At 71.7% G+C, this 13,377-nt stretch carries 11 protein-coding genes; 4 read left to right on the top strand and 7 right to left on the bottom strand.

All coding sequences use genetic code 11. The features are described 5' to 3' along the window. Positions 1-28: 28 nt before the first annotated feature. From FB467_RS08745 to FB467_RS08735, 3 genes are read right to left on the bottom strand one after another with little or no spacing between them, the layout of a single operon-like run. Complete coding sequence (locus tag FB467_RS08745) at positions 29-3,964, bottom strand: DNA polymerase III subunit alpha (RefSeq protein WP_141784757.1); 3,936 nt, start codon at positions 3,962-3,964, stop codon at positions 29-31. Further along, positions 3,964-4,452 carry an SAV_6107 family HEPN domain-containing protein gene (locus FB467_RS08740; RefSeq protein ID WP_228393077.1) on the bottom strand — a complete coding sequence of 163 codons (489 nt, stop codon included), beginning with the start codon at positions 4,450-4,452 and terminating at the stop codon, positions 3,964-3,966. Before FB467_RS08740 ends, FB467_RS08745 begins: the two co-directional genes overlap by 1 nt. A 42-nt stretch (positions 4,453-4,494) precedes the next feature. Further along, the gene (locus tag FB467_RS08735) at positions 4,495-4,824 is read right to left on the bottom strand and encodes a DUF6504 family protein (protein ID WP_141784756.1); all 330 of its coding nucleotides are present in this window, start codon (positions 4,822-4,824) and stop codon (positions 4,495-4,497) included. Between the two features lie 258 nt (positions 4,825-5,082). Here FB467_RS08735 and FB467_RS08730 point away from each other — a divergent pair, with 258 nt between their 5' ends. Continuing rightward, positions 5,083-6,171 (top strand): polyprenyl synthetase family protein, encoded by a 1,089-nt coding sequence (locus FB467_RS08730; protein WP_228393075.1) that lies wholly within the window; start codon positions 5,083-5,085, stop codon positions 6,169-6,171. Between the two features lie 12 nt (positions 6,172-6,183). Here the strand turns inward: FB467_RS08730 and FB467_RS08725 are convergent, their stop codons facing one another. The 4 genes from FB467_RS08725 to FB467_RS08710 form a co-directional block, all read right to left on the bottom strand. Then, positions 6,184-6,984 (bottom strand): ABC transporter permease, encoded by an 801-nt coding sequence (locus tag FB467_RS08725; protein WP_141784755.1) that lies wholly within the window; start codon positions 6,982-6,984, stop codon positions 6,184-6,186. 1 nt (position 6,985) lies between these two features. Then, entirely contained in the window at positions 6,986-7,849 is an 864-nt protein-coding gene (locus FB467_RS08720) for an ABC transporter permease (protein WP_228393072.1), read from the bottom strand. Further along, positions 7,842-8,783: an ABC transporter ATP-binding protein gene (locus tag FB467_RS08715; protein WP_228393071.1), complete on the bottom strand. Its 942-nt coding sequence runs from the start codon at positions 8,781-8,783 to the stop codon at positions 7,842-7,844. The genes FB467_RS08720 and FB467_RS08715 overlap by 8 nt, the downstream gene beginning before the upstream one ends. A gap of 88 nt (positions 8,784-8,871) precedes the next feature. After that, entirely contained in the window at positions 8,872-9,237 is a 366-nt protein-coding gene (locus FB467_RS08710; protein WP_228393070.1) for an Rv2175c family DNA-binding protein, read from the bottom strand. Positions 9,238-9,374: 137 nt separating this feature from the next. Between FB467_RS08710 and FB467_RS08705 the strand changes: the two genes are divergently transcribed. From FB467_RS08705 to pknB, 3 genes are all read left to right on the top strand, one after another. Further along, positions 9,375-10,610 (top strand): LysM peptidoglycan-binding domain-containing protein, encoded by a 1,236-nt coding sequence (locus FB467_RS08705; protein WP_141784753.1) that lies wholly within the window; start codon positions 9,375-9,377, stop codon positions 10,608-10,610. A gap of 168 nt (positions 10,611-10,778) precedes the next feature. Further along, the gene (locus tag FB467_RS08700; protein WP_141784752.1) at positions 10,779-11,225 is read left to right on the top strand and encodes a hypothetical protein; all 447 of its coding nucleotides are present in this window, start codon (positions 10,779-10,781) and stop codon (positions 11,223-11,225) included. 161 nt (positions 11,226-11,386) lie between these two features. Further along, the gene (gene pknB, locus FB467_RS08695) at positions 11,387-13,372 is read left to right on the top strand and encodes a Stk1 family PASTA domain-containing Ser/Thr kinase (protein WP_228393062.1); all 1,986 of its coding nucleotides are present in this window, start codon (positions 11,387-11,389) and stop codon (positions 13,370-13,372) included. Positions 13,373-13,377: the final 5 nt, after the last annotated feature.

Raw genomic sequence — 13,377 nt, 5'->3', positions numbered from 1 at the left:
ACCACCCCAGACACGACCACCCCAGACGTCACCACCCCGAGCTCCCCGGGGAGGAGTGCCACAGCTTGGTGGTCGGCTCGGCGGGCTTCACGTCGGCATACGGTGACTGGCGGAACCCGGACGCGTGGACCAGCACCCGGCGTCCGGCGTGCTCCTCGGCACCCGCTGCCGCTCCTGCGAGGGCCTCCCGCTCGGCCGAGTCCATCAGGTCGCGGACCGCCTCGACCCCACCGGTCTCGAAGGCCTGCCCCAACATGGCCATCTCCCACGCACCGGTCGCCCGCAGTGAGACCCCCCGTGGCCCGGTGCGGCGGACCACGCCGCGGACCACGAGCAGCCAGGAACTGAACACGGTGGCGGCAAACGGCCCCTGGACGTCCTCGAAGAAGGTGGCGTCGGTCGGCCCGGTGCCGTCGTCGAGGGTGAGGAAGACCACCCGCCGACCACTCCGGATCGGTGGGGTCTGGGTGGCGACCTTGGCGCCGGCGATGAGCACCTCGGCCTTGTTCCGCTGCGCGAGCATCCGTTCCGACGGGACCACCCCGAGGGCCGACAGCATCGGCCGGTAGGTCGTGGTCACGTGGGAGCTGACGTCCATCCCCAGCACCTCGAGCTCGGCCAGCATCTGCTCCTGCGGGGTCATCTCGCTCAGTCCGCTGCCGCTGGTCAGGACCGGTTGGTCTCCCAGGTCCAGGGTCAGTTGGGTCGGGTCGACCTGCCGGGTGTGCCAGGTCCGGGCACCCTGGGCCTGCGCGCCGGCCCGGGTCCCGACCTCACCGACCGTGCTTCCGGCAGCCCCGGGAGCACCACCGGCGGGTCCGAGCGCGGGGGCAACTGCTCCCCGGGTCCGCCGGCGGCCGGCCGACCGGACCGGCTTGTGCCACCGTTCCAGCTCGGCCACGTGCAGCAGCAGGTCGCGCCGGGTCGGGTTGTCCCGCCGCTGCCCGCGGGCGGTCCCGACCCCGTGCAACCGATCGAAACCGCCGGCCACCACCAGCCGCTCCACGACCGGCCGGCTCACCCGGGCGCGCTGCCAGAAGTCGGCCAGCGAGTGGTAGGGCTGACCGGCCACGATCCGGTCGACCTCGGCGTCGCTGATCCCCTTGACGTCGGCCAGCGACAGCCGGATGCCATAGGCACCGGCCCGCTCCTGCACCGCGGCCATCACGGTGTCGACCCGGTCCCCGCGACCGGCCCGCGACCGGGCCCGGCCCGGTGGTGGCCGGTCGTCGGCCGGGACCTTCTCCACCCGGTATGCGTCCCGGGAGGCGTTGACGTCCAGCCCGAGCACGTGCACGCCCATCGTGCGGGCCTCGTCCAGCAGCAACCGCTTGGGGTACATGCCCGGGTCGTGGGTGAGGACGCCGGCCAGGAAGGCCGCGGTGTGGTGGGTCTTCAGCCAGGCGGACTGCACGGTGGGCAGCGCGAACGCCGCGGCGTGGGCCTTGCAGAACCCGAACGAGGCGAACGAGGCCAGCACCTTCCAGATCCGGTCGACCTCCTCGGGGGTGTAGCCGCGGGCGGCCGCCGCAGGGCGCCACCACTGCTCGACCTGCTCCTGCCCCTGCGGACTGCCCATCGCCCGCCGCACCTCGTCGGCCTGGGCAAGGGTGACCCCCGTGGTCTCGGCGACGATCTGCAGCACCTGCTCGTGGAAGACGACGACCCCGTAGGTGCTGCGGAGGTAGGGCACCAGGGTCGGGTGCAGGTACTGCGGCTCGTCCCAGCCCTGCCGGGCGTGCAGGAACGGGCGGACCATGTCGGACTTCACCGGGCCTGGGCGGAACAAGGAGATGTCGATGATGATGTCCTCGAACGTCTCCGGGGCGAACTTGCCGACCAGCTCCCGCTGCCCCGGGGACTCGATCTGGAAGCAGCCGAGGGTCCGGGTGGACTGGATCAGGGCGTAGGTCTCCGGGTCCTCCAGGTCGACCTGGCCGGGTCGGTTGTCGTCCAGGTCCACCGTCACCCCGTCGACCCGCTCCACCTCGGCCACCGCGTGCGCCATCGCCGACTGCATCCGCACGCCGAGCACGTCGAGCTTGAGCAGGCCGAGGTCCTCCACGTCGTCCTTGTCGAACTGGCTCATCGGGAAGCCCAGCCAGCTGGCCTCCACCGGCGTCCGCTCCAGCAGCGTGGTGTTGGACAGGATCACCCCGCACGGGTGCACCGCGATGTGCCGGGGCAACCCGTCCAACCCCTCGACCAGCTCGAAGAGCAGCTGCATCCGCGGGGCGTCGAATCCGTGTCGGCGCAGCTCGGGCAGGTCCCGGATGGCCGAGCGGGCATCCCTGGCCCGGATGTGCGGGAAGGCCTTGGCTATGACGTCGATCTCCCCCGGCGGCATCCCCAGCGTGGCCGCGACGTCACGGATCGCGTGCCGCACCCGGTAGGTCTCCATCATGGACACGCAGGTCACCCGCTCGGAGCCGAAGCGCTCCAGGATCCGCTCGTAGATCTCGGTGCGCCGCGCGGACTCCACGTCGACGTCGATGTCCGGCAGTTGCGCCCGCAGCGGGGAGCAGAACCGTTCCATCAGCAGCTCGTGCCGCATCGGCTCCACCCCACTGATCCCGAGCAGGTAGTTGACCAGGCTCCCCGCCCCGGACCCCCGTGCGGCGACCCGCACCCCCATCTCCCGGATCAGGTCGCACACCTGCGCCACGGTGAGGAAGTAGGTGGGATAGCCCAGCCCCGCGATCACGCCCAGCTCCTCCTCCAGCCGGCTGTGCACCCGGTCCAGGTATGCCGTGGGCCGGCCGGGATAGCGCTCGTGCACCGCCGCGCGGCACCGCTGGGCGAGGACCTGTTGCGCCCCACCGATGCCGGTGACCCCGAGCACCTCCGGCTCGGGCAGGTGGACCCTGCCGATGCCGAGGTCGCTCCGGGACTGTTGCACGCACTCGGCCGCCAGCCGGGTGGTCGCCGACAGCAGGGCGTCCGCGTCTCCGGCCGGGCCGACCGCGTCGGCCAACCGGTGCGCCAGCGCCACCATGTGACCGGTCTCGGCCAGGTGGCCGGCGGTGCTGACCCGGTCCAGGTGCCGCTCGTCCAGGGCGACCATCCGGCGGGCCGCGTCGAGCACGTCGACGATCCGGGCCTGGTCGGCGGTGGCATGCCGGGCGGCCGAGGTGAGGACGGCAGGCAGACCGTGCTCCATGGCCAGCCCCCACATCCGGGCCGCGTGGGCCAGGCTCGCCGGGCTGTCCGCCGGCCCGTCGTGGCAGACCACCTCGATGACGACCGCCCCGGCGGGCAGCCGGTGGGTCCACGCCCGCACCAGGTCCGCCGCCCGGGCGTTCCTGCGGTGCCGGACCGCGCGGCCGACGTCGGAGTCCGGCCCGAGCAGCACCACCACCGGTGCCACGCCGTCCACGGGAGCGGCCGCCCGGGCCAGGAGCTCCGGCGTGGTGCGCGGAGAGCCCCGCTCCCCGGCCAGGTGGGTGTGCGTGATCAGCCGGCACAGTCGCGCCCATCCGGCACCCGGCGCCATCCCCCCGTGCTGCCCCCGGGCCAGCACGGTGACCCGCGGGTGCTGGTCGTCGACCAGGGCGCCGCCCTTGACCGGCTGGGCGCGACCGGGACGCGGCACCAGGGCCGCCTCCGGGAGCTCCAGGGTGCGGGTGCCCACGGCCTGGTCCGCCCGGCGTGCCCCCGCCCCCCACGCTGCCCCCGCCCCCCACGCTGCCCCCGACCCCCACGCTGCCCGCGCTGCCCCGGCGGCGCTGGGGTCGAGCGCCGACCGTTCCAACGCCAGGTCGACCCCGAGCACCGGGGAGATCCCTGCCCTGTCGCAGGCCTGCACGAACCGGACCGCCCCGTAGGCGCCGTCCCGGTCGGTCAGCGCCAGGGTCGACTGCCCCAGCTGCACCGCACGCTCCACCAGGTCCTCCGGGGTCGAGGCGCCATAGCGCATCGAGCAGCTCGACGCCACGTGCAGGTGGGCGAAGTCCGGGACGGCCATCAGCGGATGATCGGCGTCAGCTCGCCCGGGAGCGGTGCGGCCATCGGCAGGTGCAGCGCGGCACGGATCAGCTCCAGGAAGGTCTCGGCCTGGCGGACCAGGTCATCGGCCTCGCGGGGGCTGACTCCCGACATGGACCGTTCCAGGGAGATCCTGCGCCGTCCGGTGCCGGCGAAGAAGGTCGCCCACTCGCCCAGCTCGGGCGCGACGGTCGGCAGCACCTCCCAGACGCTGCGCGGCCGGGCCCGCCCGGACGGGGCACTGCGCGATGCCAGCAGCGCGGCCGCGGCGCGCAGCGCCGCCAGGTGGGCCTCGGTGTAACGCTCGGCCGCCAGCTCGCTGTGACAGGCCTGCACCAGCCCGTCACGGGAACGTTCCAGCAGGTCCAGCACGGTCGCCGCGGGCGCCGTCGGCGTGGGCTCTCCCCGCTCCCCCGCGGGTCGCGGTGTCGCCACCCCCGGCACGGGACTCGTCGTCGTCATGGTCATCGTTCTCTCCTCTGCTCGCTTCTCACACCTGCCGCCTCTCGCTCAGTCAGCGACCCGGAGCAGCCGCCACTGCTCGCCACGGGTCAGGTCGTAGACACCGGCGCCGAGCAACCGCCCCGCGCTGGCCTCCACACGCCATACGTCCTGTTCCAACTCCGTCTGCACCTCCGTCCCCGCACCCTCGGACCAGGCCCCACGCCACCACGGGAGTCGCTGGGTCCAGTGCCCCAGCACCGCCGTGACCACGTGCAGCCGGCCCCGCCAGATGAACGCCGTCGGCACCGTCCCGAACCGACCCACCGCCCCCTCCAACGGACCGGTCATCGGCTCCCCCATCCGCACCTCGACCTGCTCCGAGTACCGCCGGCTCACGCTGACCTCCACACCATTCGATCGGACTTATGTTCGATAGCACAAATGTACGCTTCGCCACCGACACCATGTCAATCCCCGTCCCCTCCTGTGGACAACTTCCCGGGGAACACCTCCCGCGCGACACCATCGGACACCACGGCACCGACAGGACGGGTCGGGCCACGGAGGGGATGGCCCGACCCGTTGCCGCACCCACGCGGGGACCACGTAGGCTCGGACCTGCCGGACGACCCGTGCGCCGGACAGGAGGACCCCGTGCCCCAGCACCCCCGGTCGGGTGTGGCGCTGCGCGACCGCGTGCAGGCCGCCCTCGACACCGAGATCGCCCACCAGCGATCCGTGCTGTCCGAGCTCGGCGACCCGATGAGTGCCCTGGTCGACGCCGTCGACAACCTGCTGGCCGGCGGCAAGCGACTGCGGGCCGCGTTCCTCTACTGGGGCTACCGGGCGGCCGGCGGCGCGGACTCCGAGGCACTGGTCCGCGCGGCCGCCTCGATGGAGATGTTCCAGGCCGCGGCCCTGTTGCACGACGACGTGATGGACGACTCCGACCTGCGCCGCGGACGTCCCACCGCCCACCGCACCTTTGCCGCCACGCACGAGCAGGCGGGGTGGACCGGCGACTCGGCCCGGTTCGGCGAGGCCGGCGCGATCCTCGCCGGCAACCTCTGCCTGACCTGGTGCGACCGGATGTTCGCCGGCTCGGGGCTCCCCGCCGACCAGCTCGCCAACGCCCGCGCCGAGTTCGACGACATGCGCACCCAGCTGATGGGCGGACAGTTCCTCGACGTCCTGGAGTCGGTCCGCGACTGGGACGACCTCTCCTACCCCGAGCGCGTCGAGCAGTGCCTGCGCGTCATCCACTACAAGAGCGGCAACTACTCGGTGCGCCAGCCGCTGCTCATCGGTGCGTATGCCGCGGGCTGGGACGAGTGCACCGCCGCCGGCTTGAGCGACTACGGCCGGGAGCTCGGCCGGGCCTTCCAGCTGAGGGACGACATCCTCGGGGTGTTCGGCGACCCGGACGCGACCGGCAAGCCGGCCGGCGACGACCTGCGCGAGGGCAAGCGCACGGTGCTCATCGCACACGCGGTGGAGCATGCCGCGCCGGACGACGTCGAGATGCTGCTCGGCGCCCTGGGCGACCCCGACCTGGACCCCGCCCGCGTGGCGACGGTCCGGAACGTCCTGCTCCGCAGCGGTGCGGTCGAGCTGACCGAGCAGATGATCACCGACGGTGCCGACCGGGCGACGGCGGCCCTGCACGGCATACCGGATCTCGCCGAGGAGTCCCGGGCCGCGCTCACCGACCTGGTGGCCGCCTGCACCGCCCGCACCACCTGACCGGACGGGCGATCAGCGCAGGAAGAGTGCCCTCAGCCGGGTCGTGCTGAACCACACGCCGACGACCGTCATCACCACGAAGTACAGCGCGTGGCCTGCCGTCGGCCAGGACAGGTACCCGAAGGCCAGGTGGCGCATGAGTTCCACCCCGTGCCACAGCGGCATCGCCTTGATGAACCACTGGAGCGCCTCGGGGAACACCTCGATCGGGTAGAGCGTGGCCGAGAACAGGAACATCGGCAGCATCACGAAGTTGACGACGTCCATCTGCTGGAACGACTTCAGGTAGGAGGTCACGGCCATCCCGAAGCTCGCGAAGCCGACCGCGATGAGCAGCGCCACCGGGATCATCAGGATCGCGTAGGGCGAGGTCACCAGGCCCATGACGACCATCACGCCCATGAACCCGCAGGCATAGAGGAAGCCGCGGAACAGCGCCATGAAGATCTCGCCCAACGCCACGTCCATCGGCCCCAGCGAGGTCTGCAACATCGCCTCGTAGAGCCGGGCGAAGCGCAACTTGAAGAAGACGTTCCAGGTCGAGTCGTAGATCGCGCCGTTCATCGCCGAGGTGGCCAGCAGCGCGGGGGCGATGTATGCCGGGTACGGCACCTGGGTGCCGCCGGGGCCGGCGACCTCCCCGACGAGGGCCCCCAGGCCCAGCCCCATCGCCAGCAGGTAGAGCACCGGTTCGAAGAAGCCGGACACCAGGATCATCCAGTTCTGCCGGGCGATGACCCGGAAGCCGCGCTCGATGACGGCGCGGGCGTTGCGGCCGTAGAGGCCGGCCAGGGGTCGCGGTTGGGTCGTCATCTCAGCTCCCCAGCCTCCGCGTGTAGACCCGGCGGGCCCAGACCAGGCCGGCGATCGTCATACCGGAGAGCACCAGCAGGTGCACCACGGTGAGCCACCCCGGCTCGGTGGCCCCGTAGGTCACCAGGCGCGCCAGCTCGGTGCCGTGCCAGACCGGCGAGATCCAGCCGATCCACTGCAGGTAGCCGGGCATCGTCGCCAACGGGAAGAAGGTGCCGGCGAAGAGGAACATCGGCATGATCACGAACCGCTGGATGAAGGCGAACTGGTAACCCTCGTCCTTCAGGGTCGCCGCGTAGGCCTGGAGCGGGGCGCCGAACGCCGCGGCGGACAGCACCGCGATCGGCACCACCAGCAGCGAGACGAGCCAACCGCGCGGGACCGCGCCGAAGCCCAGCAGGAACAACCAGAAGATCACCGCCTGCACGACGAAGCGCAGCATCACCCCGACGAACTGGCCCGTCGCGATCTGGGCCGGGGTCACCGCCGTGGCGTGCGGGCCGTAGTAGAGCCGGTCCCACTTGAAACCGGCCATCACCGGATAGGTGAGCTCGGCCCCGGTCGACATGACGACGGTGGACACCAGCAGGGCGGGCGCGACGAACACCAGGTAGGAGACCCCGTCGACGGTCCCGACCCCGCTGTCCACCAGCGACCCGAGGCCGAGCCCGAGCGCGATGAGATAGAGCAGCGGCTCGCCGATCATGTAGCCGACGATCGACACGGCCCACGCCTTGGCGGTGCGCAGCCAGTACTCGACGTAGTACCACCAGCCCCAGCGACGGGCGCGTGCTGCCATCACCTCCGGCGGGGGCACCCGACCGGAGGCGGCGAGTCTCTGCAGGTCCTGGAGCGAGTCAGTCAATGAGACTCCGCCCGGTGAGCCGGAGGAAGACGTCCTCCAGCGAGGCGCGCCGGACCAGCGAGGTCACCGGGGACAGGCCGCGCGCGGAGATCTCCTCCAGCGCCCCCTCCCCGTCGTCGGCATAGATCAGGATCCGGTCCGGCAGCACCTCCATCCGGGTCCCGACCCCCTCCAGCTGGTCGACGACCTCCGCGTTGCGCTCGGCGCCGAAGCGCACCTCGAGCACCTCGCGGGTGGCGTAGTCCCGGATCAGCGACCGGGGGCTGCCCTCGGCCATGATCACGCCGCGGTCGATCACGATGAGCCGGTCGCACAGCTGCTCGGCCTCGTCCATGAAGTGGGTGGTCACGACCAGGGTGACGCCGACCTCCTTGAGCCGGAACAGCCGGTCCCACAGCACGTGCCGCGCCTGCGGGTCGAGTCCGGTGGTCGGCTCGTCCAGGAGCAGCAGCCGCGGCTCGTTGATGAGCGAGCGGGCGATCGTCAGCCGGCGCTTCATGCCGCCGGACAACGACGTGGTCTTGGCCCTGGCCTTCTCGGTGAGCTGGGCGAACTCCAGCAGCTCGTCGGCCTTGGTCCGCAGGTAGGAGTGCGGCAGGCCGAAGTAGCGGCCGTAGACGATCAGGTTGTCGCGCACGGACAACTCCTCGTCGAGGTTGTCCTGCTGCGGGACGACCCCGAGGTGGGCCCGGACCTCCGGCCCGTCGGTGTCGGGATCCAGCCCGGCGACGCTCATCGCACCGCTCGTGCGGGTCAACGTGCCACCGATCATCCGCATCGTGGTCGACTTGCCGGCGCCGTTGGGGCCGAGCAGGCCGAAGGACTCCCCCGTCGTGATCCCGAAGGAGATCCCGTCCACCGCCCGGGTGTCGCCGTAGATCTTGGTGAGGTCCTGCGCGACGACGATCGGATCGCCCGCCCCTGGTTGAGTCACAGGGAGCATCTTGGACCCGAGCACCGACACTCACCAAACGGTTTCCGAAAGCCACCCGCGGGGCCGGCGAGCCACCCCGTCCCGGGGCTCAGAAGGCGAGTTCCTGCGCCCTACGACGGACCTCGGTCTTGTTGCCCTGGCGCAGCGCCTCGATCGCGCTACCCCCCTGCAGGGTGTCGTCGGCGCGGTGCAGCCAGTCGATGATCTCCTCGTCCGCGAACCCGCTGTCGCTGAGCACCGTGATCGTGCCCTTGAGCGTCTTGACCGGCCCCTCCGCCGTCACGAAGGACGCGGGGACCATGACCGCCTTGTTCGGCCCGCGACGGGCGCCGACGAGTTCCCGGTCCTGCAGCCACCCCTTCACCGTGGGCAGCGAGGCACCGGTGAGTTCCATCAGGTCCGGCACCGCCAACCAGGCGTCGTCCGGCAGAATTACATCGTTGTCGTTTACCACATTATCCAGTCTTTCACACTGACCGACACGCCGTCGATCTGGCCCCAGGGGCTCGAATCGGATAAGTTGCCCACTCGTCACAACAGTCACACACGTCACACCTCTCACGCCTGTCACCGACGAAAGGCCCACCGCGCATGAGCCCGCTGGCCGATCTGCCACCCGAACTGCCGACCGAGTTGCACGCCACGGTGCTGACCGACAAGAGCACCCGCTCCCACGAGGTCGTGCCGGGCGACACGCTCTACGACCTGGCGGCCCGGTACGGCACCACGGTCGCGGCGCTCCGGGAGCACAACGACCTGCCCCACGGCGGCCGGTGGCTCATGCCCGGAACCGTGCTGGAGGTGCCGACCAGCGGGTCGTCGGACAAGGCCGGGGACAGCACGGCGACGAAGGGCAGCACCGGCAAGGCGTCGAACCAGGCGGGCAAGGGCGCCGGGAAGGGCACGAAGGTCACCGTGCGGCCCGGCGACACGCTGTCCCACCTCGCGGTGCGACACGACGTCTCGGTCGCCGCCATCGTGCAGGCCAACGGGCTGGACAACCCCCGGATGATCCACGCGGGCCAGGTCCTGACCATCCCCGGGGGCACGACGCAGGCGGCCAGCCCGGGCACCAGCAGCACGTCCGGCGACCAGGGCCGCTCCGGCACGAAGGCGGCCTCCCGCGGCGCCGCCGGCGGGTCGGTCACGATCCGTCAGGGCGACACGCTCACCAGCATCGCCGCGCGGCACGACGTCTCGCTGAGCGCGCTGGTCAAGGCCAATGCGGGCCTGAACCCACAGGCCCTGTGGGTCGGACAGCAGGTGAACCTTCCCGGCGGGACCGCGGAGGTCCGGACGACCACGGCCCGGCCGGAGAACGTCGGCGACGCCAAGGCGGGTGAGCACGTCGACCGGACGTTCCTGCACTACACCTACCCGCACGACGTGGCCCGGTCCGCCGCCGCCAACCGCGACCACCTGGCCTCCGTCGACGTCCCGTCCCGGGACCAGGTGCGGCAGATGGTCGCCGACACCGCCCGCCAGCACGGCGTCGACCCGGCACTGATGCTGGCGCTGTCCAGCACGGAGTCGGGCTGGAACCAGCGCGCGGTCTCCCCGGCCAACGCGATCGGGGTGATGCAGGTGATCCCCAGCTCCGGGGACTGGGCCTCCGGCCTGGTCGGTCGCGAGCTCAACCTGCTGGACCCGCAGGACAACATCACCGCCGGCACCGTGATCATGCGGTCCCTGCTCCGCACCGCGGACGACGAGAACCAGGCGATCGCCGGCTACTACCAGGGCCTTGCCGGGGTGCAGAGCAACGGCATGTATCCGGACACCCGGCACTACGTCGCCACCATCCAGGCGCTCAAGAAGCAGATGTGAGCCGCCCCCGGGCCGGCGCCACGCCAGCCCGGGGAGGGGGGTTGCATCCCTGCCGCGGGTCTGGCAAGGTCGTGGGCCGTCGGGGGACACAGTCTCCCGGTTGCTCGGTCGGCAGGGGGCTGGCCGGGGGCATGCCGCAGGGGGCGGTATGCAGAGGGGAAAGAAATCATGAAGTTGCTCAAGCACGCCCTGGCCACCACCGCGGCCGTCGTCATCGGGGGCACCATGTTCGCCGGGGTCCCGGCCAACGCCGCCGGCTCGAACTGCGACGGCACCCAGGTCAAGACCTGCATGAACGTGCGGATCAGCGGGGGCAAGGCCACACCGGCGGCCCGGATCACGGACATGCCCGACGGGGTCGACTTCCAGGTCAAGACCACGCACGTGGTGCTCCAGCGGCAGAGCAGCAACGGCACGTGGACGAATGCGACGGCAGTCGTCAAGGACTTCGACGGCTGGCACGACCGCGAGGACCTCGCCCTCGGCAAGGCCGTGCCCTGCAAGCCGGGGCACCCGGTCAAGGTCCGCGCCAAGGCCCGCTTCGACTGGAAGCGGATCGGTTCGGACCACGAATGGGCCTACTCCAAGCCGGTGAACCTGATCTGCGCGAACTGATCCGGTGACGCTGCCGGTCCGCCACGGTTGACGGTCCGCAGCACACAGGAGGTCGCGGTGCCACCCCAGGGTGGTGCCGCGGCCTCCTTCGCAGTTCCCGGCCGCTCGCCGAGGTCGGCCGCCTCCCCCGGATTCTCATCTTCGCTTCGTAAACTCGAGGAGTGAGCACCACGGCCTCCTCCGGGATCGATCGCGTCGTCGACGGTCGATACCGCGTGGAGTCCTTGCTCGCCCGGGGCGGGATGGCCTCGGTCTACGAAGCCACCGACACGCGCCTGGAGCGCCGGGTCGCGCTCAAGGTCATGCACCCGGACCTGGCCCGCGACCACGACTTCGTCGAGCGTTTCCGCAGCGAGGCGCGCAGCGCCGCACGGCTCTCGCACCCGCACGTGGTCGGCGTCTACGACCAGGGCGAGGACGGCGACCTGGTGTTCCTGGCCATGGAACTCGTCCCCGGTCGCACCCTGCGCGAGGTCATCTCCTCCGAGGCGCCGATGTCGGTCCGCGACGCCGTGAACTACCTCGACCCGGTGCTGCAGGCGCTGTCCGCCGCCCACCACGCGGGGATCGTGCACCGGGACGTCAAGCCGGAGAACGTGCTCATCGACAGCCACGGCCGGGTCAAGGTGGCGGACTTCGGCCTGGCCCGCGCCATCACGGCCGGCACCCAGAGCCGGAGCACCGGGCTGACCTGGGGCACGGCGGCCTACCTGTCGCCCGAGGAGGTCGAGCGGGGCAGGGCCGACGAACGCAGCGACGTCTATGCCGCGGCGCTGCTGCTCTACGAGCTCCTCACCGGCAGCAAGGCGTTCCCCGGCACCAGTCCGATCCAGGTCGCCTACCAGCACGTGCACGGTGCGGTCCCCCGCGCCTCCGAGCAGGTCGACACGGTGCCTCCGGAGATCGACGCCCTCATCCAGTGGGCGGCGGCACAGGATCCCGAGCACCGGCCGGCCGACGCCGGCGAGTTCCGGGACGAGCTCCAGCAGGTGGTCGGAGGGCTGACCGCGGCCCAGGTGGACGCGACCCCGGGTGCTCCGCTGCTGCCCGACCCGGACGCGACGCAGGCCTTCGACGCGACCCGTCCGATCCGGTCCGACCACACCACGGCCGTCCCACCGCTGGGCAGCGAGGGTCACTACGCCCGCACGACCGGCAACCGGAGCCCGCGCAAGGCGAAGGCACGGAACCGGCCGAAGGAGAAGGAGTCCCCGGCACCGCCGCCGCAGCCGCGGGCCGCGCCACCGCGCCGCCGCCGGCGCGGGCTGGCCTGGTTCCTGGGCATCCTCCTGGTGCTCCTGGCGGCGGGCGGCGCCAGCGCCGCCTGGTACTACACCGAGGGTCCGGGCGTGTACTCCCCCGTGCCGGTCCTGGAGGGTCTGACCGAGGACGAGGCCCGCGAGGCCCTGGATGCCCAGGACCTCGACGCCGTGACGGATCCCGCCTACTCGGAGACCATCGCCGAGGGCGTCGTGATCTCCGCCTCCCACGAACCCGGCGAATCGGTCCGGCACGGCACCGACGTCACCCTCGAGGTGTCACGGGGACCCGAGCGGTATGCCGTGCCGAGCCTGGTCGGTAAGACCGTCGAGGAGGCCGGTCCGCTCGTCGAGGACGCGAACCTGACGCTCGGGGAACCCACCGAGGAGTATGACGAGCAGGTGCCGGAAGGGCAGATCCTCAGTTCCACCCCGCCCGGCGGCGAGTCCGTCAAGCCGGGCACCACGGTGGAGGTGGTGGTCAGCGCCGGGCGCGAGCCGATCGAGGTGCCCGACGTCACCGGGGACACCCAGGTGGAGGCGCAGAGCGCGCTGACCGCCGAGGGGCTGGTCGCGGTGGTCGAGGAGGAGCGGGTCTTCGACGACGACGTCCCCGAGGGCTCCGTGGTCAGCCAGTCCCCCGAGGACGGCACCCTGTTCCGTGGCGACGAGGTCACCCTGACGATCTCCAAGGGACCCGACCTGGTCGAGGTTCCCGGCGTGATCGGCAAGCAGTGGGAGGACGCCCAGGCGGAGCTTCGCGACCTGGGCTTCGAGGTCAAGAAGGAGGAGATCGCCGGCGCCTACTTCGGCACGGTGCGCTACCAGTCGGTCGACGCGGGCGAGAAGGTCAAGCGGGGCACCGAGATCACTCTCTCCGTCCTCTGACGCCG

The sequence above is a fragment of the Ornithinicoccus hortensis genome (assembly GCF_006716185.1).
Classification (GTDB): domain Bacteria; phylum Actinomycetota; class Actinomycetes; order Actinomycetales; family Dermatophilaceae; genus Ornithinicoccus; species Ornithinicoccus hortensis.
The sequence above is the reverse complement of the archived record's forward strand: the minus strand, read 5'-3'. Positions and strand labels throughout refer to the sequence as shown.